Genomic DNA, 21433 nt, shown 5'->3' with positions numbered 1-21433 from the left:
TGATCACAGGGAATGCCTCCCCGATCACAGGGATCCGGTCACAGGGTGCGCAGGAGCACCGCCGGCCGTTCCACACAGTCCGCCACGTACCTCAGGAAGCCGCCCGCCGTGCCGCCGTCGCACACCCGGTGGTCGAAGGTGAGCGAGAGCTGGACGACCTGCCGCACGGCGAGCTCGCCCTTGTGCACCCAGGGCTTGGGGACGATGCGGCCGACGCCGAGCATGGCCGCCTCGGGGTGGTTGATGATCGGTGTGGAGCCGTCGACGCCGAACACCCCGTAGTTGTTCAACGTGAAGGTCCCACCGGTGAGTTCCCCGGGTGTCAGCGTCCCGGCCCGCGCGGCCTCGGTCAGCCGCGCGAACTCTGCGGTCAGCCCCTCCGCGTCCCGCGCGTGCGCGTCCCGTACGACGGGCACGACGAGCCCGCGCTCGGTCTGCGCGGCGAACCCGATGTGCACCTGGTCCAGCCGGACGATCTCGCGGGCCTCCAGGTCCACCGTGGAGTTGAGCTCGGGGAACCGGGCGAGAGCGGCGGTGCAGATCCGGGCGAGGAGCGCGAGGAGGGAGATCTTCGGTCCTCCGGCCGCGTTCATGGCCGTCCGCGCGCGCATGAGCTCCGTGGCGTCCGCGTCCACCCAGCAGGTGGCGTCCGGGATCTCCCGACGACTGCGGGAGAGCTTGTCGGCGACCGCGCCGCGGATGCCCTTGAGGGGGATGCGGATGCCTGCGGCGCTCGGCGCCGAGGAGGCCGCGGGGACGGCCGACGCGGGCTGGGCCGCGGGGACGGCGTGCGCGGTCCTGGCCCTGAGCGCGCCCTCGACGTCCGCCCGAAGGATCAGCCCCTCGGGGCCGGAACCCACGAGCTGCCGCAGGTCGAGACCGTTCTCACGAGCGAGCCGGCGGACGAGCGGGGAGATCACGGGAACAGGGCCGCCGGCGTACGCGGTGCCCGCGTGCCCGGCGGTCGTACCGACCGCTGCGGTCGTGTCGTTCGCTGCGGTCGTGTCGTTCGCTGCGGTCGTACCGCTCGACACCGCCGCGTCGGACGCTGCGCCCGGGGCGCCGCTCGCACCGTTGCGCGTGACGGACGGGACCGGTGCCGGACGCACCCTGCGGCGCCGCGCCGGCGCCTCCGACGTGCCGTATCCGACCAGCACATTGCCCGAACCCTCGGTCTCACCGGCGGGGGCGGCCGATCCGACGGCCACCGTCAGCAGCGGTGCGCCCACGGGAAGTTCCGTGCCCTCCTCGCCGAAGCGGGCGGTGACCACGCCGCCGTACGGGCAGGGGACCTCGACCATCGCCTTGGCCGTCTCGACCTCGACGACCGGCTGGTCGACGGCGACGACGTCGCCGACCTGCACCAGCCAGCGGACGATCTCCGCCTCGGTGAGCCCCTCCCCGAGATCGGGGAGCCTGAACTCCAGCACCTGTGCCATCAGCCCTCGGCCTCCCACTGCAGACGCGCCACGGCGTCCAGGATCCGGTCGACGCCGGGCAGGTGGTGCCGCTCCAGCATCGGCGGCGGGTAGGGGATGTCGAACCCGGCCACACGCAGCACCGGCGCCTCCAGGTGGTGGAAGCAGCGCTCCGTGACCCGGGCCGCGATCTCGCCGCCGGGTCCGCCGAATCCGCCCGACTCGTGCACGACGACCGCGCGTCCGGTGCGGCGCACCGAGGCGCAGACCGTCTCGTCGTCGAACGGCACCAGGGAGCGCAGGTCGACGACTTCGAGGTCCCAGCCCTCCGCCTGGGCCGCCTCGGCGGCTTCGAGGCAGACGGGGACGGACGGGCCGTACGTGAGCAGCGTGGCGCTGCGGCCCGCGCGCCGCACCACGGCACGGCCGATCGGTTCAACGGCTGTCGGGTGCTCCGGGTTCCAGGTGTCCTTCGACCAGTAGAGCCGCTTGGGCTCCAGGAAGACGACCGGATCGTCGGAGGCGATGGCTGCGCGCAGCAGTCCGTAGGCGTCGGCGACGGTCGCGGGCGTGACGACATGGAGGCCCGAAGTGGCCATGTAGTACGCCTCGGAGGAGTCGCTGTGGTGCTCGACGCCGCCGATGCCGCCGCCGTAGGGGATGCGGATGGTGATCGGCAGCGGCATGGTGCCGCGCGTGCGGTTGCGCATGCGGGCGACATGGCTGACGAGCTGCTCGAACGCCGGGTAGGCGAAGGCGTCGAACTGCATCTCCACGACCGGGCGCAGTCCGTACATGGCCATGCCGACGGCCGTGCCGAGAATGCCCGCCTCGGCGAGCGGGGTGTCCGTGCAGCGGTCCTCGCCGAACTCCTTGGCGAGCCCGTCTGTGACCCGGAAGACACCGCCGAGCGTGCCGACGTCCTCGCCCATGACGTGCACGGTGGGGTCGGCGGCCATCGCGTCGCGCATCGCGCGCGTGAGGGCCTGCGCCATCGTGGCGGGCTTGACGGCGACGGTGGTCATCGGTGACCGCCTTCCTGCTCGGCCGCGAGCTCGGCCGCCAGCAGAGCGCGCTGCTCCCGCAGTTGCGGGGTGGGCTCGGCGTACACGTGGTCGAACAGGTCCATGGGGTCGAGCCGCGGATCCCGGTTCATGCGCTCGCGCAGGTCGGCGGCCATCGCCTCGGCGTCCTCGCGCGCGGCCCGCATGCCGTCCTCGTCGAGCAGCCCGCGGGCGGTCAGCTCCCGCTCCAGCAGCTGGATCGGGTCGTGTTCGCGCCAGGCCTCGACCTCGGCGTCACCGCGGTAGCGGGTCGCGTCGTCGGCGTTGGTGTGGGCGTCGATGCGGTACGTCACCGCCTCGATGAGGGTCGGGCCGCCGCCCGCGCGCGCGTGCCGTACGGCGTCGCTGAGCACCTCGTGCACGGCCGCGGCGTCGTTGCCGTCGACCAGGCGGCCCGGCATGCCGTACCCGACGGCCTTGTGGGCCAGGGAGGGGGCGGCGGTCTGCTTGGCGAGCGGGACGGAGATCGCGAAGCCGTTGTTCTGGACCAGGAAGACGACCGGCGCCTGCCAGACGGCGGCGAAGTTCAGCGCCTCGTGGAAGTCGCCCTCGCTGGTGCCGCCGTCGCCGACCAGGGCGAGCGCGACCACGTCGTCGCCCTTGAGACGGGCGGCGTGGGCAAGGCCCACGGCGTGCGGCAGCTGGGTGGCGAGGGGGGTGCACAGGGGGGCGACGCGGTGCGTGTGCGGGTCGTAGCCGGTGTGCCAGTCGCCGCGCAGCAGGGTGAGTGCCTCGACGGGGTCGACTCCGCGAGCGACGGCCGCGAGCGTGTCGCGGTAGCTCGGGAAGAGCCAGTCCTGCTCCTGGAGGGCCAGCGCGGCGGCGACCTCGCAGGCCTCCTGGCCGGTGCTGGAGGGGTAGACGGCGAGGCGGCCCTGCTTGGTCAGGGCGGTGGCCTGCGCGTTGTAACGACGGCCGCGCACCAGCTGGGCGTACAGCCGGCGCAGCAGCTCCGGGTCGGCCTTCGCCGCAGCCTCGGTGCCGAGGACGCGGTACGGCTCGGCGTCGGGCAGCAGTGGCGCGGGGTCCATACGGGGCTGCCAGGCGGGCGGCGGCGAAGGCCGGTACGCGCCCCGCTGCTCCATGACCGTCATGACGGCACCTCCTCGTGGGAGTGGCTACGGGAGGCGCGTCCCCTGTGACTCGCCTCACCTACCGATTGTTCGGTCGTCGGCACATTTTGGCTACAGGCGCCTCCAGGCTGTGGACAAACGGTTCTCCACAACCTGGAATGAACGCAGTACGTCCACGGCGGGAAGGCGGGGGGACATGGCATCTGAACAAATGGCCGAGGGCCCGGAAGCCGGCGTCGTCCTGCCGCCCCCGCGCCCGCTCGACGCCATTGATCGGGACATCCTGCAGATCCTCCAGGCGGACGGCCGTGCGTCGATACGGTCCGTCGCCGAGCGCGTCCACGTCTCCCGCGCCAATGCCTACGCCCGCATCAACCGTCTCGTCGAGGACGGTGTCATCCGCGGTTTCCGCGCCCGCGTCGACCATGAGCGCGCGGGGCAGGGCACATCGGCGTACATCACTCTGAAGATCGTGCAGAACACCTGGCGCACGGTGCGCGAGCACCTCAGACAGCTGCCGGGCGCCTCCCACATCGCGCTGGTGGGCGGCGACTTCGACGTGCTGCTGCTGGTGCACACGCCGGACAACAGGGCGCTGCGCGAGCTTGTCCTCACCCGGCTCCAGGCGATCCCGGAGGTGCTCAGCACACGGACCCTGCTGGTGTTCGAGGAGGAGGACCTGGAGCCCGAGGGCTGACCTGCCGGCTCATCCGGCCCGGCGCAGGCCTCCGAAGGCCAGCTGCACCACGGCGTCGGCCACTTCCCGGTCGCTGGCGCCCCGCCCGTCCGGCCGGTACCACTCGGCCACCGAGTTGATCATCCCGAACACCAGCCGGGTGGCGAGGCGCACCTCCACGTCACCGCGGACGTCCCCGTCGGCCGCCGCCGCCTTCAGCAGCTCGGCGACCCGGTGGTCGAAGTCGCGCCGGCGCTCCAGGGCCCACCGCTCGGTGTCGGTGTTGCCGCGCACGCGCAGCAGCAGCGTCACATAGGGCAGCTCGGCTATGAGCACCTCGACCATGCGCCTCACGACGTACTCCAGGCGGTCGGCGGGGCGCCCCACGCGCGCGTGCTCCTCGTCGAGGATCCCGAAGAGCCCCTCCAGCGCCCGGCTGACGGCGCGGCGCAGCAGTTCCTCCTTGCCGGCGACATGGTGGTAGATCGACGACTTGGAGATGCCGGCCGCCTTGGACAGGTGCTCCATGGAGGTGCCGTCGTAGCCACGCTCGTTGAAGACCCGGACGGCGACGGAGAGCAGCGACTCGGGGGTGTAGGTGTCGCGCTTGGCGGTGGTCATGGGGTGCCCTCCCGCTTCTCGGTGGCGTACGCGTGGCGGTAGAGCGCGAGGGACGGCGCGTAGCGTCCGGACGGGTCGCGCAGGTGCAGGTCGTCCAGGAGGTCGTAGGCGAAGTCGCGGCCGAGCCTGCGGCTCCACTCGAAGGGGCCGAGCGGGTAGCTGACGCCGAGGCGCATCGCGGTGTCGATGTCCTCCTCGGTGGCCACGCCCTTGGCGACGGCGTCGTGCGCCAGGTCGATGATCCGGGCGACCGTGCGGGCGACGATCATGCCGGGGACGTCGCCGATGACGCTGACGTCCTTGCCGAGCGCCTGGAAGAGGCCGATGGCCTCGGACAGGGTCTGCGGCGCGGTGTCCTTCGAGGCGGACAGGGCGATGCGGGTGGCCCTGCGGTAGTCGAGCGCCAGGTCGAAGTAGACGACGTCGCGGAACTCGACGGAGGTCTGCCCGTCGGCCAGCGCCAGCGTGCCGCCGCTGGGCAGCACCAGCCGGGTGCCGTGGTCCTCTTCCTCCTCGCGGACCGGGATGCCCGCCTCGCGGGTCAGGGTCAGCAGTTCGGCCGCCGGGCCCAGGCCGCCCTCGGCGACGACGTAGGCGGGCGGCGTCGCCCTGTCGGCGGTCTGCGGCTCGGAGCGCTCGGCGTCGTCGGCGTAGTCGTACCAGCCGTGCCCGGACTTGCGGCCCAGCCGGCCGGACTCGACCAGGCGCCGCTGGGCCAGGGACGGTGTGAAGCGGACGTCCTGGAAGAAGGACTGCCACACGGAGTGCGTGACGGACTCGTTGACGTCCTGCCCGATCAGGTCGGTCAGCTCGAAGGCGCCCATCCGGAAGCCGCCGGACTCGCGCAGCACCGCGTCGATGGTGGCCGGGTCGGCGGCCTGGGACTCGTAGACGGCGAAGGCCTCGGCGTAGAAGGGCCGGGCGAGTCGGTTGACGATGAAGCCGGGGGTGTCGGCGCAGGCCACCGGCGTCTTGCCCCAGGCGCGGGCGGTCTCGTACGCGCGCGTGGCCGACGTGACGTCGGTGGAGAACCCGGAGACGACCTCGACCAGCGGCAGCAGCGGGGCCGGGTTGAAGAAGTGCAGGCCCACGAAGCGGGACGCGTTGCGCAGGGCGCCGCCGATGGCCGTCACCGACAGGGACGAGGTGTTGGTGGCGAGCAGACAGTCGTCCGCGACGATGTCCTCCAGCGCGCGGAAGAGCTCCTGCTTGACGTCCAGCCGCTCCAGGACGGCCTCCACGACCAGCGCGCAGTCCGCGAGTTCGGCCAGCCCCTCCGCGGGCAGCAGGCGCGCTCGGGCCGCGTCGCGGTCGGCGGCGGCGAGCCGGTCCTTCTCGACGAGCCGGTCGAGGCGGGCGCCGATCGCTTCGGCCGCGTCCCGGGCCCGCCCGGGGAGGGCGTCGTACAGGCGCACGGGGTGGCCCGCGACCAGCGCGACCTGGGCGATGCCCTGGCCCATGGTGCCGGTGCCCACGACGGCCACGGGGCTGCTGAGGTCCAGTGCTGTCATGTGCGCGATCCTCCCGCACGGGGTTTTCCACAGATGCGGCAGGCCCCCTTGTCCCGACCGATCGTTCGGTTACTCTAACTCTGTCCGCCTGTTCCCGCCTCTGTTTCCGTACAGGTCATGAGCTCGACGAGGAGCTCTTGAGACGAGGAGTTGGTCCCGCATGGCCTCCGAACTGACCGCGCACGAGTTGATCGCCAAGCACCGGCCGACTCTCGACCAGGCGCTGGAGGCCGTCCGCACGCGCGCGTACTGGTCCCCGCACCCCGAGCACCCGAAGGCGTACGGCGAGCACGGCAGTCTGGACGCGGAGGCCGGCAAGGCCGCCTTCGAGGCCCTCCTGGGCAACCGCCTCGACCTGACCGACCAGCCCGGCATCGACGACTGGGTGGGCGGCGAGGTGTCGCCGTACGGCATCGAGCTGGGCGTGACCTACCCGCGGGCCGACCTCGACACGCTGCTGCCCGCCATGAAGGCCGGACAGCGCGCATGGCGGGACGCGGGCGCGGAAGTGCGTGCGGTGGTCTGTCTGGAGATCCTCAAGCGGATCAGCGACCGCACGCACCAGTTCGCGCACGCGGTCATGCACACCAGCGGCCAGGCGTTCATGATGGCGTTCCAGGCGGGCGGCCCGCACGCGCAGGACCGCGGCCTGGAGGCGGTGGCGTACGCGTACGTGGAGCAGGTCCGCACGCCCGACACCGCCGAGTGGACCAAGCCCCAGGGCAAGCGCGACCCGCTCGCGCTGACCAAGCAGTTCACACCGGTGCCGCGCGGCATCGCGCTGGTCATCGGCTGCAACACCTTCCCGACGTGGAACGGCTACCCGGGCCTGTTCGCCTCCCTCGCCACCGGCAACGCGGTCCTGGTCAAGCCGCACCCGCGCGCGGTGCTGCCGCTCGCGCTGACCGTGCGGATCGCCCGCGACGTGCTCGCCGAGGCGGGCTTCGACCCGAACCTGGTCGCGCTGACCGCCGAGCGGCCCGGCGAGGGCATCGCCAAGGCGCTCGCGGTCCGCCCCGAGATCAGGATCATCGACTACACCGGCTCGACGGCGTTCGGCGACTGGCTGGAGGCCAGCGCCCGCCAGGCGCAGGTCTACACGGAGAAGGCCGGCGTCAACACGGTGATCGTGGAGTCGGCCGGCAACTACAAGGGCATGCTGTCCAACCTGGCCTTCTCGCTGTCCCTGTACAGCGGCCAGATGTGCACCACCCCGCAGAACCTGCTGATCCCCCGCGACGGCATCCGCACCGACGAGGGTCCCAAGACCTTCGACGAGGTCGTTGCCGACCTCGCCCGTGCGGTCGACGGCCTGCTCGGCGACGACGCGCGCGCCAACGCCCTGCTCGGCGCGATCGTCAACCCGGACGTGAAGGCCCGCCTGGAGGCCGCGGCGGGCCTGGGCGAGGTGGCCCTCGCCTCCCGCGAGATCGCCAACCCGGAGTTCCCGGGAGCGGTGGTCCGCACGCCGGTCGTCGTGAAGCTGGACGGCGCCAAGCCGGACGACGAGGCCGCCTACATGAGCGAGTGCTTCGGCCCCGTCTCCTTCGCCGTCGCGGTCGACTCGGCGGCCGACGCCGTGGAACTGCTGCGGCGGACCATCCGTGAGAAGGGCGCGATGACCGTCGGCGCGTACACGACCGACGAGGACGTCGAGCGGGCGATCGAGGAGGTCTGCCTGGAAGAGGCCGCCCAACTGTCGCTCAACCTCACCGGCGGGGTGTACGTCAACCAGACCGCTGCCTTCTCCGACTTCCACGGCTCGGGCGGCAACCCGGCGGCCAACGCGGCGCTCTGCGACGGCGCGTTCGTGGCGAACCGCTTCCGGGTCGTCGAGGTCCGCCGGGAGTCCTGAGCGGCGTCTAGGAGTCGAGGGCTGCGCCCCCGGTGGCGCTCCAGTGGTACAGCGTCATGGCCACACTGGTCGCGAGGTTGTAGCTGGAGACCTGGGGGCGCATCGGCAGCGCCACCAAGTGGTCGGTCCGCGCGCGCAGTTCGGCGGACAGACCGCTGCGCTCGGAGCCGAAGGCGAGCACGGCGTCGTCCGGCAGCTTCACGCCCCGGATGTCCTCGCCCTCCGGGTCGAGCGCGAACAACGGCCCGGCCGGCAGTTCTTGCACCGTCAGGCGCTCCACCGCGGTCGCGAAGTGCAGCCCCGCCCCGCCGCGCACCACGGTGGGGTGCCAGGGATCCAGCGTGCCGGTGGTGACGACCCCGGTCGCCCCGAAGCCGGCGGCCAGCCGGATCACGGCCCCGGCGTTGCCCAGGTTGCGCGGATCATCGAGGACCACGACGGGCGCGGTGCGCGGCATCCGGGCGAGCGCCCGCAGATTGTCCTCGCGCGACGGCCGTACGGCCAGGGCGGCCACGCCGGTGGGATGCGGTCGCGGCACGAACGAGGCGTACGTCTGCTCCGGCACCTCGGTCAGCAGCGCGTCCAGCGTGTCCCGCACGTCCGGGGCCAGGTCGTCGGCGAGGGCGAGCGCCGCACGCCGGTCCGTGGTGACCGCCACCGGGACCTCGGCTCCGAAGCGCACCGCGTGCTTGAGGGCGTGGAAGCCGTCGAGCAGCACGGCGGAACCGGCGCGCTCGCGCCAGCGGGTCACAGCGTCGGTCATGCCGTGAAGCCTACGCGGGGACGCTCCCCGTCCTCCGGGGCGCGAGGCCTCGGCACCGCGGGGCCCCCGCGGGCGAGCACTCGCCCACGCGCGCGTGCCGCCCAGTCGCCGAGCCGGCGCAGGAAGGTCGTCGGCAGGAAGACGGCGTCCGTGGCGATCATCGCCAGCGAGAAGAACGGCAGCCCGAGGACGACGGCGATCACGGCGTGCTCGGTCATCATCACGGCCAGCAGGACGTTCTTGACCCGCCGGTTGAACAGCGTGAACGGGAAGGCGACCTGCACGATCACCGTCCCGTACGTCACCAGCATCACCATCGTGCCGCTGGAGGACAGCAGGTCGGCGAGGGACGGCCAGGGCGAGAAGTAGTCGAGGTGGAGCGGGTAGTAGACCGCGGTGCCGTCCTGCCAGCGCGAGCCCTGGATCTTGTACCAGCCGGCCGTCGCATAGATCAGACATGCCTCGGCCATGATCACGAACAGGGCGGCGTTGTGGAGGACGTTGGCGATCACGTCCAGCAGGATCCGGGGCTCGTCCTGCCTGGTGAGGCGGCCGACCAGCCACCACAGGCCGAGCGCCGCCCACGCCGTCCACAGGAGCGCGGGCACCAGCCGGTCGCCGCCGAGGCGGCCCGCCAGGGTCACCCCGCTCAGCGCCAGCCCGAGCACCACCCACATGACCGGTCCCACCCGATCGGTGACCCGCTCCCCACGCGCGCGTGCCGCTTCCATGCGCACCGCCCGGCGCGCGTCCAGGGACCACACCTGGCCGCAGCGCGTGAACACCAGGTAGATGGACATCAGGTGCAGCACGTTGTCGCCGCCGTCGCCCATGAAGACGCTGCGGTTCTGCAGCGAGAGCACGCCGAGCATGAACAGCACGGACATCGTGCGGGTGCGCCAGCCCATGAGCAGCAGGGCGCTCGACACGACGGCCAGCAGATAGAAGGTCTCGAACCAGGCCTGCCCGTCGGACCACATCAGGGCGGTGAAGGCGTGGTTGTCCCTCGTCAGCTGCTGGGCGAGGTCCCAGCTCCATGGTCCGTCGGGGCCGTAGAGCTCCTGACGGTGGGGGAACTCGCGCAGCAGGAACAGCAGCCAGGTCCCCGCGAAGCCGATGCGGATCACGGCGCTCTGATGGGGACCGAGGGCGGATTCGGTGACCCGGGCGATGCCGCGGGAGACGCACACGAAGAGACGGTTCACTTCACACCCCTGGCGGCCTCGGCGTCCGTGACCGTCCACCACGGCAGCACGCGGTACACCGGCTTGTCGGAGACCTGCTCATGGCTCCACTCGGGCGGAGGCACATTGGTGGTCTCCGAGCGGACCTGCACGCTCTGCACGGTGCCCTCCCGGCTCGCCGGGTCCTCCCGGTAGAGCCGCATCACCACGATCCGGCGCAGGTACTGCTCGGAGAGCGACCCCCGCAGGCCCACCGGCCGGTTCGAGGCGTCGTGCGTGGCGGTGAAGAAGTCCCACGCCCGGCGCAGCTCGTTCTGCTCGGTGTGGCTGGGCAGCGGATTCCCCCTGATGTCCGCGCCGTCCAGCGCGGACAGGTCGTACCAGCCGGTGGTCGTCATGCTGCCGTCGGACAGGACGACCTGGGCCCGCACCTGGACCGCGATGTCCTGCTGCAGCGGGTTCGGCGCGAACAGCTTCCAGTTCTGCTCGAACTCCGGGTAGATCCACTCGTCGATCGCCTTGCCGTGCTGCTTGGTCGCCGTGTTCGCCGGCGCGACGTGCAGAAACACCATCCCGAGGTGCACGCAGGCGACCACCGCGACGACCGCGAGCGCGAGGGCCGCGCCGATCTGATAGCGGGGAGAGAGGGCGGCGACTCCGGAGCGGGGTGGTGCGGGGGTGGGGGCGACGGAGATCAGAGGGACGGGGTCGACGGGTGGGGCTGGGGCCATGGCCGGGGGGCGGGGGTCCGGGGGTGCGGTCTCGGCCTGGGGCCGGGAGTCAGTGGCTATGGACGGGGCCGGGAAGTGGGGGCCGGGGGCTTCGGGCGAGTCGGAGGGGCCGGGGCCGTCGGACCGCCGGGGCTCGTCGGCACCATCGGCCTCGTCGACAGCAGCCTCATGAGCCCCACCAGCATCATTGGCCCTACCGGCCTCGCCGGTCTCCAGAGGCTCGCCGTCCTCACGGGCCTCCCCGGCGGCGTCGGACGTCCCGGGTCGACGCGCCCCGCGCGACCCGTCCGGCCCGTGCGGGGCCTTCGAGTCTCCGTCGTACGCGTCCATTCCGCCCCGTTCCCCGATCCCGCTCAGTCGTCCGGCCGCCCTGTCCCAGCAGGGCGCCGCATGGTCCACGAACACCGCTCCTCGGCGTTCGCACGGAACGGTACTCAGCCCCACCCGCCGGGCACAGCCCCGTAAAGGCACCCGAGCACGTGGCCGTCGCCACTCCCGCACCACTCCAGCGCCGGCCCGGTCCCCGCACCCGCGCCCGCCATGGATGGTCCGCCGCAGCCATCACAGCAGGTCGCAGATGGTCGTACGTCCCGCCGCACGCCGCCTCCACAGCAGGACCGCAAGTTGTCCACAGGGCTGCCGGGGCGGTTGTCCACAGCGGTTGACACCTCACGGCGCTCGCTTCACCATTGAACAGCACGGACCGAACGATCGGTCGGGAGAGCACTCAGTCAGAGCCCGAGATCAGGGGGACCGCATGGCCACAGCAGCCGCGCAGAGCACGTCGCGTTCACCGGCGTCCGGCGCCCAGGACAGCGTCGACACGGCGGCGTTCGAGCGCACGTTCGACGCCGCCGTGGCCGCGGACGAGCGCATCGAGCCCCGGGACTGGATGCCCGATGCCTACCGCGCGACGCTGATCCGGCAGATCGCCCAGCACGCCCACTCCGAGATCATCGGCATGCAGCCGGAGGCCAACTGGATCACGCGCGCGCCCTCGCTGCGCCGCAAGGCCATCCTCATGGCCAAGGTCCAGGACGAGGCGGGCCACGGCCTGTATCTCTACAGCGCCGCGGAGACCCTCGGCACCAGCCGCGAGGAACTCCTCGACAAGCTGCACAGCGGCCGCCAGAAGTACTCCTCGATCTTCAACTACCCCACCCTGACCTGGGCGGACGTCGGAGCGATCGGCTGGCTGGTGGACGGCGCCGCGATCACCAACCAGGTGCCCCTGTGCCGCTGCTCGTACGGCCCCTACGCGCGCGCGATGGTCCGCGTCTGCAAGGAGGAGTCCTTCCACCAGCGTCAGGGCTACGAGCTGCTGCTCGCCCTGAGCCGGGGCACGCCGGAGCAGCACGCGATGGCGCAGGACGCGGTGGACCGCTGGTGGTGGCCGTCCCTGATGATGTTCGGCCCGCCCGACGACGAGTCCCAGCACTCCGCGCAGTCGATGGCCTGGAAGATCAAGCGCCATTCGAACGACGAGCTGCGCCAGCGGTTCGTGGACATCTGCGTCCCCCAGGCCGAGTCGCTGGGCCTCACGCTCCCCGACCCGGACCTGCGGTGGAACGAGGAGCACGGGCGCCACGACTTCGGCGCGATCGACTGGTCGGAGTTCTGGGAGGTCCTCAAGGGCAACGGCCCGTGCAACGAACAGCGCATCACCCAGCGCCGGCGGGCACACGACGAGGGCGCATGGGTAAGGGAGGCGGCCGCGGTCCACGCGGCCAAGCACACCGCGGGGACACGGCCCGGCGGGACTGGAGGAGCGCAGGCATGACCAACACCGACTGGCCGCTGTGGGAGGTCTTCGTGCGCTCGCGCCGCGGCCTGTCCCACACCCACGCCGGCAGCCTGCACGCGCCGGACGCCGAGCTCGCCCTGCGCAACGCCCGTGACCTGTACACCCGGCGCGGCGAGGGCGTCTCGATCTGGGTCGTCCCGGCCGCCGCGATCACCGCGTCCTCACCGGACGAGAAGGACCCCTTCTTCGAGCCGGCCGCCGACAAGCCCTACCGGCACCCGACCTTCTACGAGATCCCGGAAGGGGTGAAGCACCTGTGACCCCGGCACCCGAGACCCCCGTGCCCGCGCGGTCCGCCGCCCTGGCCCTGGGCGACGACGCCCTGGTGCTCTCGCACCGGCTGGGGGAGTGGGCGGGCCACGCCCCCGCCCTGGAGGAGGAGGTCGCCCTCGCCAACATCGCGCTGGACCTGCTCGGCCAGGCCCGGGTGCTGCTGTCCATGGTGGGCGACGAGGACGAACTCGCGTATCTGCGCGAGGAGCGCGCCTTCCGCAACGTCCAGCTGGTCGAGCAGCCCAACGGCGACTTCGCGCACACGATCGTCCGGCAGCTGTACTTCTCCACCTACCAGCAGCTGCTCTACGCCCAACTGGCAGCGGGCGACGGCCCGTTCGCGCCGCTCGCCGCCAAGGCCGTCAAGGAGGTCGCCTACCACCGCGACCACGCCGAGCAGTGGACGCTGCGGCTCGGTGACGGCACGGACGTCAGCCATGAGCGGATGCGGCTGGCGTGCGACGCTCTGTGGCGCTTCACCGGCGAGATGTTCCAGCCGGTGGAGGGCCTGGACGCCGACTGGGCGGGTATGGAGGCCGCCTGGCTGGAGTGCGTCCGCGCCGTGCTCGGCAGGGCCACCCTGGCCGTGCCCGAGGGGCCGCGGACCGGGGCGTGGTCGGCGGGCGCCGGCCGTCAGGGCCTGCACACCGAACCCTTCGGGCGGATGCTCGCCGAGATGCAGCATCTGCACCGCAGCCACCCGGGGGCGTCATGGTGACGACGACCGCGCTGGAGGCGGAACTCCTGGAGCTCGCCGGTTCGGTGCCCGACCCCGAACTGCCCGTACTCACCCTTCAGGAGCTGGGTGTGGTGCGCGCGGTGCACCTGCGCGACACCGGCGCGGTGGAGGTCGAGCTGACCCCGACCTACACCGGCTGCCCGGCCGTCGAGGCGATGTCCCTGGACATCGAGCGGGTGCTGCGCGAGCACGGCATGCGGGAGGTCACCGTCCGCACCGTGCTGTCGCCCGCCTGGTCGACGGACGACATCTCGGACGAAGGGCGGCGCAAGCTGCGGGAGTTCGGCATAGCTCCCCCGCGCGAGCGGCGCGAGGCCGGACCGGTCGCGCTCGCACTCGGCCCGACCCGCACCGTGGCCGACGCGTCCGACCCCGTCCGCTGTCCGCACTGCGGATCCGCCGACACCGAGCTGCTCAGCCGGTTCTCCTCCACCGCGTGCAAGGCACTGCGGCGCTGCCGCGACTGCCGCGAACCGTTCGACCACTTCAAGGAGTTGTGATGGCCCGCTTCCACCCGCTCCCAGTGGCCGCGGTCGACCGGCTCACCGACGACTCCGTGGCGCTGACCCTCACCGTCCCGCCGGAGCTGCGCGAGCAGTACCGGCACGCGCCGGGCCAGCACCTCGCCCTGCGCCGGGTCGTCGACGGCACGGAGATCCGGCGGACCTACTCGATCTGCTCCCCGGCCCCCGGCGACGAAGGCCCGAGCACCCTGCGGGTCGGGGTGCGGCTGGTCGACGGCGGCGCCTTCTCGACGTACGCGCTGAAGGAGGTGAACGTCGGGGACGAGCTGGAGGTGATGACCCCGGCCGGACGCTTCACGCTGGAGCCCACGCCCGGTCTGTACGCCGCGATCGTCGGCGGCAGCGGCATCACCCCGGTGCTGTCGATCGCCTCGACGCTGCTCGCGCGCGAGCCCTCGGCCCGGTTCTGCCTGATACGCAGCGACCGGACGGCCGCCTCCACGATGTTCCTGGAGGAGGTCGCCGACCTGAAGGACCGCTACCCCGAGCGGCTGCAGCTGGTGACGGTGCTCTCCCGGGAGGAGCAGCAGGCCGGCCTGCCGTCCGGGCGTCTCGACCAGGAGCGGCTGACCGGCCTGCTGCCCGCGCTGCTGCCGGTGGACGGTGTGGCGGGGTGGTTCCTGTGCGGGCCGTTCGGGCTGGTGCAGGGCGCGGAACGGGCGCTGCGGGAGCTCGGTGTGGACCGGGCCCGGATCCACGAGGAGATCTTCCACGTGGACGCCGGTGCGGCCCCCGCGACGACCGCTTCGGCCCCCGCGCACAGCACCGTGACCGCCCGGCTCGACGGGCGCGGCGGGACCTGGCCGGTGCACGACGGCGAGTCGCTCCTGGAAACGGTGCTGCGCAACCGGCCCGATGCCCCCTATGCCTGCAAGGGCGGGGTGTGCGGGACGTGCCGGGCCTTCCTGGTCTCGGGCGAGGTGCGCATGGACCGCAATTTCGCGCTGGAGGCGGAGGAGACGGAGGCGGGGTATGTGCTGGCCTGCCAGTCGCATCCGGTGACGGAGAAGGTGGAGCTGGACTTCGACCGCTGAGGCCGGACCGGCGCCCCCGCCGGTCCCCTGCCTCCCTCACCGTTCCCTTCTTCTAGAACCTGTTCTATCTTGACGGACCGTCAGATCAACGGATCCGCCGGGAGGACAGGACCGTGGACTTCACCTTCACCGAGGAGCAGTTGGCGGCGGCCGAGGCGGCCCGGGGAGTGTTCGCCGGGGTGGCGCCGGACGCGGTGCCGAGCCCGGCGCTCACCACCGGTGCCGTGGCCGAGGGCTTCGACCGGGCGCTGTGGGCCAGGCTCGCCGACGCGGACCTGCTGAGCCTGCTGTTCGACGCGGAGTACGGCGGGGCGGGCCTGGACGCCATCGCGCTGTGCCTGGTGCTGCGGGAGTCCGGGAAGGTGCTCGGGCGGGTGCCGCTGCTGGAGAGCAGCGCGGCCGCCGCCGCCGTACAGGCCTACGGCGGCAAGGAATTGGCGGCCGGACTGCTGCCCCGTGCCGGGCGCGGTGAGCTGGTGCTGACCGTCGCCGCGAACGGCCGCACCGGCCACGACCCGGCCGAACTCGCCGTGACCGCACGGCGCGACGGTGACCTGTGGGTGCTGGACGGGGTGCAGACAGCCGTGCCATGGGCGTACGACGCCGACTTCGTCGTCGTACCCGCACACACCGACGCCGACCGCACCGTCCTCGCTCTGGTGCCCCGCGATCACGCCGGCGTCGCCCTCGCCGAGCAGGTCTCCACCAGCGGGGAGCGGCTCGGCGAACTGCGCCTGGAGTCCGCGCGGATCGCCGCCCGGGACGTCGTCGAGGCCGACGGGGCGTGGGAGTGGCTGCGGGAGCTGCTGGTCACGGGGACGTGCGCGCTGGCGCTCGGGCTGGGCGAGCGGGTGCTGAGGATGACCAGCGAGTACACCGGCAAGCGGGAGCAGTTCGGGCACCCGATCGCGACCTTCCAGGCCGTCGCCGTCCAGGCCGCCGACCGCTACATCGATCTGCGCGCCATGGAGGCCACCCTGTGGCAGGCCGCCTGGCGGATCGGGTCGGGGGCGCCGGGCGTGCTGCCCGCCTCCGCGGACGTCGCCGTGGCCAAGATCTGGGCCGCGGAGGGCGTACGACGGGTGGTGCAGACCGCTCAGCACCTGCACGGCGGCTTCGGCGCCGACACCGAATACGCCCTGCACCGCTACCACGCCTGGGCCAAGCACCTGGAGCTGGCGCTCGGCCCTGCCGCGGCGCACGAGGAGGCCCTGGGCGACCTGCTGGCGGCGCACCCCCTGGGCTGACCGACGCCCCGGGGGTCTGTGATCTACCCAGAGGATCTGTGATCTAGAGGACGAAGCCCGGCTGGCCCTCGTCGGTGACGACCGGGCGGCCGGCCGCCTGCCAGACCTGCATGCCGCCGTCGACGTTCACGGCGTCGATGCCCTGCTGGACCAGATACATCGTGACCTGGGCCGAGCGGCCGCCGGACCGGCAGATCACATGGACCCGGCCGTCCTGCGGAGCCGCCTCGGTCAGCTCGCCGTAGCGGGCCACGAACTCACTGATGGGGATGTGCAGCGCCCCCTCGGCATGGCCGGCCCGCCACTCGTCGTCCTCGCGGACGTCCAGCAGGAAGTCGCCGTCCTTGAGGTCCACGACCCCGACCGTGGGCACACGCGCTGCGAAACTCATGCGTCCGACGCTACCCGAACGCACACCGTGGTCGGGCCGCGCTACTCCTGCCCCAGCAGTCCCGCCAGCTCCGCCTCCCGCTCCGCCACATCGGCGCGGAGCTTCTCGGCGATCTCGTCCAGGAGGGCGTCGGGGTCGTCCGGGGCCAGGCGGAGCATCGCCGCGATCGCGGTGTCCTCCAGTTCCCGGGCGATCAGGGTGAGGAGTTCCTTGCGCTGAGCCAGCCATTCGAGGCGGGCGTAGAGCTCCTCGCTGCGGCTCGGGCCCGGCTCGGCGGGGACCGGTCCCGCGGCCCACTCCTCGGCCAGCTCGCGCAGCAGCGCCTCGTCGCCGCGGGCGTAAGCGGCGTTGACGCGGGTGATGAACTCCTCGCGCCGTGTGCGCTCGTCCTCCTCCTGCGCCAGGTCGGGGTGGGCCTTGCGGGCCAGCTCGCGGTAGAGCTTGCGGGCCTCCTCGCTCGGGCGCACCCGCTCCGGAGGCCGTACCGCCTGGTCCGTGAGCATCGCCGAGGCCTCCGGGAACAGGCCGTAGCCGTCCATCCAGCCGTTCAGCAGTTCCTCGACGCCGGGGATCGGCATGACCCGGGCCCGGGCCTCCTCGGCAAGCCGGATGTCCTCCGGGTCGCCGGTGCGGGCGGCCTTGGCCTCGGCGATCCGGGCGTCCAGCTCCTCCAGCCGGGTGTACATCGGACCGAGCTTCTGGTCGTGCAGCCGGGAGAAGTTCTCGACCTCGACGCGGAAGGTCTCCACCGCGATCTCATAGTCGATCAAGGCCTGCTCGGCGGCCCGCACGGCCCGCTCCAGCCGTTCCTCGGGCCGCGGTGCCTGGGACTGATCAGCTTCCGGGGTCGTCACCCGACCAGCGTAGGCCACGGCCGAAACCCGTCACCCCCGGCGCCGCCCGGTTCGCCCTGCCTCACCGCGCGTCCGGCCCTTCGCTCCCCGGAGCCGTCACACCCCCATCTCGGCCGCGATCCGCCCCGACCGCACCGCCGTCACCAGGTCCGCGTGGTCCGCCTCCGTGCGGTCGGCATAGGCGATCGAGAACGCGGCCATGGCCTCGTCGAGTTCCTCGTTCTTGCCGCAGTATCCGGCGATCAGCCGGGGGTCGGCGCTGTGGGCGTGGGCGCGGGCCAGCAGGGCGCCGGTCATCCGGCCGTAGTCGTCCATCTGGTCGGCGGACAGGGCCGCCGGGTCGACGCTGCCCTTGCGGTTGCGGAACTGCCGGACCTGGAAGGGCCGGCCGTCGACCGTCGTCCAGCCCAGCAGGATGTCGCTGACCACCTGCATGCGCTTCTGGCCCAGCACCACCCGGCGGCCCTCGTGGCCGACGGGCGCCGCGTCGAAGCCGGCCGTCGCCAGATGCGGAACCAGCGTCGACGGACGGGCCTCCTTCACCTGGAGGACCAGCGGTTCACCGCGGTGGTCCAGGAGCAGGACGACATACGAGCGGGTGCCCACGCTGCCCGTGCCGACCACCCGGAACGCCACGTCGTGCACCGCGTGCCGGGCCAGGAGCGGCAGCCGGTCCTCCGAGAGCGTCTCCACATAAGGCTCCAGGGACGCGGCCACCGCCGCCGCCTCCGCGTCCTCCACGCGCCGCAGCACCGGCGGGGCGTCGACGAAACGGCGGCCCCCGTCCTCGGCGGCCTCGGTCGACTTCGCCGCGAACCGCCCGCTGGTGTTGGCCCGCGCCTTCTCCGAGACCCGCTCCAGCGTCCCGAGCAGGTCATGGGCGTCGGTGTACGAGACGAGCTCCTCGTCCGCGATGGCGTTCCACGCGTCCAGCACCGACAGCTTGGCGAGCAGCCGCATGGTGCGCCGGTACGCCCCCACCGCGTCGCCCGCCGCCTTGCGGCACATGTCCTCGTCGGCACCCGCCTCCCGGCCGGCCAGCACCAGCGAGGCGGCGAGCCGCTTGAGGTCCCACTCCCAGGGGCCGTGCACGGTCTCGTCGAAGTCGTTCAGATCGATGACCAGGCCGCCGCGGGCGTCGCCGTACAGACCGAAGTTGGCCGCGTGCGCGTCGCCGCAGATCTGGGTGCCTATCCGGGTCATGGGGGTGCGCGCGAGGTCGTACGCCATGAGGCCGGCCGAGCCGCGCAGGAAGGCGAAGGGGGTCGCGGCCATCCTGCCCACCCGTATCGGCGTGAGCCCGGGGATGCGGCCCCGGTTGGACTCCTCGACCGCGCTCACCGCGTCGGGCCGCAAGCCGTCCAGGTCCAGGGCGCTGTGCGTGCGGCGCGGAACGCTCGTGCGCAGCGCCTTGCCCTGCTCCTTGGGCGAACCCTGCGACGGCCACCGGGCGAATCCACGCACCCGGGGCAGCCGTCCCGCCGCCCGCGCCGACTCCCCCACTGCCGCTCCGGCCTCGGTCACCACGACCGCCTCCCCCGCGTCCACACACGTACTCGCCCGAACATCAACTCGTGCAGACCGTACAACCGGTGGCCGAAACGCGTCAGGCCCTGTGGACAACTCCGCGCCTGTGGAAATCCCGAGCCCCCGGCGACCCGGCGATGACGAAGGACCGGACCCCGCGGGCGAGTTGTCCGCAGACCCCCACGGACCTGAGAGACTCATCACACTGTGAAATACCCCGCAAACACGACAAAGGACCCACCGTGATCACGATGGGCCCTTGCCACTGTGCGCGAGGGGGGAGTTGAACCCCCACGCCCTTGCGGGCACTGGAACCTGAATCCAGCGCGTCTGCCTATTCCGCCACCCGCGCATTGGGTGTGTCTTCCGTCTCCGTCCCTTTCGGGGCGGCCCCTTCCGACATCCAGAACATTAGCACGTCGGACAGGGGGGGTTCACATCCCTTGTTTCGGCCCGGGACGGGCACCCTGGACCAGGTATCAGGCAGTACCGGTTCACGTATCAACCTCGTACCGGTCCCCGTCATCTCCCCTGGAGGCGGACCGGGTCCACAGTCAGGTGCGGGACACTGGTCGTGGCCCGCCTCTACGATCCTTGACAGAGAGAGTTCGAAGGGGGCCCACGCGGGGAACCGGCTGTTTGCCGGGCGCGTGGATACGATCAGTAAGCAGTACCAGGCAAGGCAGTAGGGAAGCAGCGACGGAGGAGGTGCCCCATGGGAGTCCTGAAGAAGTTCGAGCAGCGTCTCGAAGGTCTGGTCAACGGCACCTTCGCCAAGGTGTTCAAGTCCGAGGTCCAGCCCGTCGAGATCGCCGGAGCGCTCCAGCGGGAGTGCGACAACAACGCGACCATCTGGAACCGCGACCGGACCGTCGTACCCAACGACTTCATCGTGGAGCTGAGCGCGCCGGACCACGAGCGCCTCAGCCCCTACTCCGGCCAGCTCGGGGACGAGCTCGCCGGAATGGTGCGTGACTACGCGAAGCAGCAGCGCTACACCTTCATGGGGCCGATCAAGGTCAACCTGGAGAAGGCGAACGACCTGGACACCGGTCTGTACCGGGTACGCAGCCGTACGCTCGCCTCCTCCAGCAGCCAGCAGGCCCCGCCGGCCGGCCGGCCCGGCCAGGGCGCCCCGGGCGGCTACGGCTACCCGCCGCCCGCCGCGCCCGCGGGAGCCCCGCCCATGCCGTCCGCGCCGCCGCCCGGCGGCCGGCCCGGCGGCTACGGATACCCGCAGCCCGCCGCCCAGCGGCCCCCGGCCGCCCACGCGAGCGGCGGCCGCACCCGCTACTGGATCGAGATCAACGGCGCCCGCCATCAGATCTCCCGCCCGACGCTGGTGCTGGGCCGCAGCACCGAAGCCGACGTGCGGATCGACGACCCCGGCGTCTCCCGCCGGCACTGTGAGATCCGGACCGGAACGCCCTCGACGATCCAGGATCTCGGGTCCACCAACGGCATCGTGGTGGACGGGCAGCACACCACCCGCGCTACGCTCCGCGACGGCTCGCGGATCGTCGTGGGCAGCACCACCATCATTTACCGGCAAGCCGAAGGGTGAAGCGGGGGCAATGTCAGAGCTGACCCTCACGGTCATGCGGCTGGGTTTCCTGGCCGTACTGTGGCTGTTCGTGATCGTGGCCGTGCAGGTCATCCGCAGCGACCTGTTCGGTACGCGCGTCACCCAGCGCGGGTCGCGCAGGGAGGCGGCACGGCCGCAGCAGGCCGCACGGCAGCAGCAGGCCGCGCCCCCGCAGCAGCGCGGCCAGCAGGCCGGCGGCCGTCAGCGCCGCAACGCCCCCACCAAGCTGGTCGTCTCCGAGGGCACCCTCACGGGCACGACGGTGGCGCTCCAGGGCCAGACCATTACCCTGGGCCGCGCACACGACTCCACCATCGTGCTGGACGACGACTACGCCTCCAGCCGCCATGCCAGGATCTACCCGGACCGCGACGGTCAGTGGATCGTCGAGGACCTCGGCTCCACCAACGGCACATACCTGGACCGGTCCCGGCTGACGACCCCCACACCGATCCCGCTGGGCGCGCCGATCCGCATCGGCAAGACCGTCATCGAGCTGCGGAAGTAGTACGACAATGAGCGAGCGGAGCGAGCACGCAACGGCGGACCGCAAACCCGC

21 protein-coding genes and 1 tRNA gene are annotated in these 21433 nt (G+C 72.2%); 10 read left to right on the top strand and 12 right to left on the bottom strand.

The features are described from left to right. Nucleotides 1-38: 38 nt before the first annotated feature. From ACZ4EG_RS18520 to pdhA, 3 genes are read right to left on the bottom strand one after another with little or no spacing between them, the layout of a single operon-like run. A complete protein-coding gene (locus ACZ4EG_RS18520; RefSeq protein WP_467791289.1) occupies nt 39-1439 on the bottom strand; it encodes a dihydrolipoamide acetyltransferase family protein in 1401 nt (466 codons plus the stop codon). Continuing rightward, nucleotides 1439-2443, bottom strand: coding sequence for an alpha-ketoacid dehydrogenase subunit beta (locus tag ACZ4EG_RS18515; RefSeq protein ID WP_467791288.1), 1005 nt, complete (start codon nt 2441-2443; stop codon nt 1439-1441). The genes ACZ4EG_RS18520 and ACZ4EG_RS18515 overlap by 1 nt, the downstream gene beginning before the upstream one ends. Continuing rightward, the gene (pdhA, locus tag ACZ4EG_RS18510; protein WP_453547055.1) at nt 2440-3576 is read right to left on the bottom strand and encodes a pyruvate dehydrogenase (acetyl-transferring) E1 component subunit alpha; all 1137 of its coding nucleotides are present in this window, start codon (nt 3574-3576) and stop codon (nt 2440-2442) included. The genes ACZ4EG_RS18515 and pdhA overlap by 4 nt, the downstream gene beginning before the upstream one ends. Before the next feature lie 175 nt (nt 3577-3751). On the opposite strand from pdhA, the gene ACZ4EG_RS18505 reads away from it, so the two are divergent. Further along, the gene (locus tag ACZ4EG_RS18505) at nt 3752-4252 is read left to right on the top strand and encodes an Lrp/AsnC family transcriptional regulator (RefSeq protein ID WP_453547052.1); all 501 of its coding nucleotides are present in this window, start codon (nt 3752-3754) and stop codon (nt 4250-4252) included. A gap of 9 nt (nt 4253-4261) precedes the next feature. Here the strand turns inward: ACZ4EG_RS18505 and ACZ4EG_RS18500 are convergent, their stop codons facing one another. After that, entirely contained in the window at nt 4262-4852 is a 591-nt protein-coding gene (locus ACZ4EG_RS18500) for a TetR/AcrR family transcriptional regulator (protein WP_390708276.1), read from the bottom strand. Further along, nucleotides 4849-6363 carry a 3-hydroxyacyl-CoA dehydrogenase gene (locus ACZ4EG_RS18495; protein ID WP_467791287.1) on the bottom strand — a complete coding sequence of 505 codons (1515 nt, stop codon included), beginning with the start codon at nt 6361-6363 and terminating at the stop codon, nt 4849-4851. Before ACZ4EG_RS18495 ends, ACZ4EG_RS18500 begins: the two co-directional genes overlap by 4 nt. Nucleotides 6364-6523: 160 nt before the next feature. Here ACZ4EG_RS18495 and paaN point away from each other — a divergent pair, with 160 nt between their 5' ends. After that, nucleotides 6524-8218 (top strand): phenylacetic acid degradation protein PaaN, encoded by a 1695-nt coding sequence (paaN, locus tag ACZ4EG_RS18490; protein WP_467791286.1) that lies wholly within the window; start codon nt 6524-6526, stop codon nt 8216-8218. A gap of 7 nt (nt 8219-8225) precedes the next feature. On the opposite strand, the gene ACZ4EG_RS18485 is transcribed toward paaN, so the two are convergent. Genes ACZ4EG_RS18485 through ACZ4EG_RS18475 form a run of 3 tightly spaced genes read right to left on the bottom strand, consistent with a single transcriptional unit; the run spans nt 8226 to nt 11226 of the window. Beyond that, nucleotides 8226-8981, bottom strand: a complete 756-nt coding sequence (locus ACZ4EG_RS18485; protein ID WP_467791285.1) for a TrmH family RNA methyltransferase — start codon at nt 8979-8981, stop codon at nt 8226-8228. Further along, nucleotides 8978-10186 carry an HTTM domain-containing protein gene (locus ACZ4EG_RS18480; RefSeq protein WP_467791284.1) on the bottom strand — a complete coding sequence of 403 codons (1209 nt, stop codon included), beginning with the start codon at nt 10184-10186 and terminating at the stop codon, nt 8978-8980. Before ACZ4EG_RS18480 ends, ACZ4EG_RS18485 begins: the two co-directional genes overlap by 4 nt. After that, nucleotides 10183-11226, bottom strand: coding sequence for a DUF5819 family protein (locus ACZ4EG_RS18475; RefSeq protein WP_467791378.1), 1044 nt, complete (start codon nt 11224-11226; stop codon nt 10183-10185). The genes ACZ4EG_RS18480 and ACZ4EG_RS18475 overlap by 4 nt, the downstream gene beginning before the upstream one ends. Nucleotides 11227-11653: 427 nt before the next feature. Between ACZ4EG_RS18475 and paaA the strand changes: the two genes are divergently transcribed. The 6 genes from paaA to ACZ4EG_RS18445 all read left to right on the top strand — a co-directional run bounded on the left by paaA (nt 11654) and on the right by ACZ4EG_RS18445 (nt 16517). Continuing rightward, the gene (paaA, locus tag ACZ4EG_RS18470) at nt 11654-12676 is read left to right on the top strand and encodes a 1,2-phenylacetyl-CoA epoxidase subunit PaaA (RefSeq protein ID WP_453547042.1); all 1023 of its coding nucleotides are present in this window, start codon (nt 11654-11656) and stop codon (nt 12674-12676) included. Then, on the top strand, nt 12673-12960 hold the full coding sequence (gene paaB, locus ACZ4EG_RS18465; protein ID WP_094218582.1) for a 1,2-phenylacetyl-CoA epoxidase subunit PaaB: 288 nt from the start codon (nt 12673-12675) through the stop codon (nt 12958-12960). Before paaA ends, paaB begins: the two co-directional genes overlap by 4 nt. Beyond that, nucleotides 12957-13691 (top strand): 1,2-phenylacetyl-CoA epoxidase subunit PaaC, encoded by a 735-nt coding sequence (paaC, locus tag ACZ4EG_RS18460; RefSeq protein ID WP_467791283.1) that lies wholly within the window; start codon nt 12957-12959, stop codon nt 13689-13691. The genes paaB and paaC overlap by 4 nt, the downstream gene beginning before the upstream one ends. Next, nucleotides 13685-14212 carry a 1,2-phenylacetyl-CoA epoxidase subunit PaaD gene (paaD, locus tag ACZ4EG_RS18455; RefSeq protein ID WP_467791282.1) on the top strand — a complete coding sequence of 176 codons (528 nt, stop codon included), beginning with the start codon at nt 13685-13687 and terminating at the stop codon, nt 14210-14212. Before paaC ends, paaD begins: the two co-directional genes overlap by 7 nt. Further along, the gene (locus ACZ4EG_RS18450) at nt 14212-15270 is read left to right on the top strand and encodes a 2Fe-2S iron-sulfur cluster-binding protein (RefSeq protein ID WP_467791281.1); all 1059 of its coding nucleotides are present in this window, start codon (nt 14212-14214) and stop codon (nt 15268-15270) included. The genes paaD and ACZ4EG_RS18450 overlap by 1 nt, the downstream gene beginning before the upstream one ends. A 113-nt stretch (nt 15271-15383) precedes the next feature. Then, entirely contained in the window at nt 15384-16517 is a 1134-nt protein-coding gene (locus tag ACZ4EG_RS18445; protein WP_467791280.1) for an acyl-CoA dehydrogenase family protein, read from the top strand. A 43-nt stretch (nt 16518-16560) separates the two neighbouring features. Here ACZ4EG_RS18445 and ACZ4EG_RS18440 read toward each other — a convergent pair whose 3' ends face one another. The 4 genes from ACZ4EG_RS18440 to ACZ4EG_RS18425 form a co-directional block, all read right to left on the bottom strand. Beyond that, nucleotides 16561-16890, bottom strand: a complete 330-nt coding sequence (locus ACZ4EG_RS18440; protein ID WP_467791377.1) for a rhodanese-like domain-containing protein — start codon at nt 16888-16890, stop codon at nt 16561-16563. Between the two features lie 59 nt (nt 16891-16949). Continuing rightward, complete coding sequence (locus ACZ4EG_RS18435; RefSeq protein WP_453547032.1) at nt 16950-17762, bottom strand: hypothetical protein; 813 nt, start codon at nt 17760-17762, stop codon at nt 16950-16952. A gap of 96 nt (nt 17763-17858) precedes the next feature. Next, a complete protein-coding gene (locus ACZ4EG_RS18430; RefSeq protein ID WP_467791376.1) occupies nt 17859-19286 on the bottom strand; it encodes a DUF2252 domain-containing protein in 1428 nt (475 codons plus the stop codon). 271 nt (nt 19287-19557) lie between these two features. Continuing rightward, nucleotides 19558-19641: transfer RNA gene (locus tag ACZ4EG_RS18425), tRNA-Leu, on the bottom strand. Between the two features lie 363 nt (nt 19642-20004). On the opposite strand from ACZ4EG_RS18425, the gene ACZ4EG_RS18420 reads away from it, so the two are divergent. Together ACZ4EG_RS18420 and ACZ4EG_RS18415 are read left to right on the top strand one after the other, a co-directional pair. Beyond that, nucleotides 20005-20853, top strand: a complete 849-nt coding sequence (locus tag ACZ4EG_RS18420) for an FhaA domain-containing protein (RefSeq protein ID WP_467791279.1) — start codon at nt 20005-20007, stop codon at nt 20851-20853. Between the two features lie 10 nt (nt 20854-20863). Next, entirely contained in the window at nt 20864-21382 is a 519-nt protein-coding gene (locus ACZ4EG_RS18415; protein ID WP_263210673.1) for an FHA domain-containing protein FhaB/FipA, read from the top strand. Nucleotides 21383-21433 lie beyond the last annotated feature (51 nt).

Source organism: Streptomyces sp. NPDC025638, from assembly GCF_055558775.1.
The sequence above is the reverse complement of the archived record's forward strand: the minus strand, read 5'-3'. Positions and strand labels throughout refer to the sequence as shown.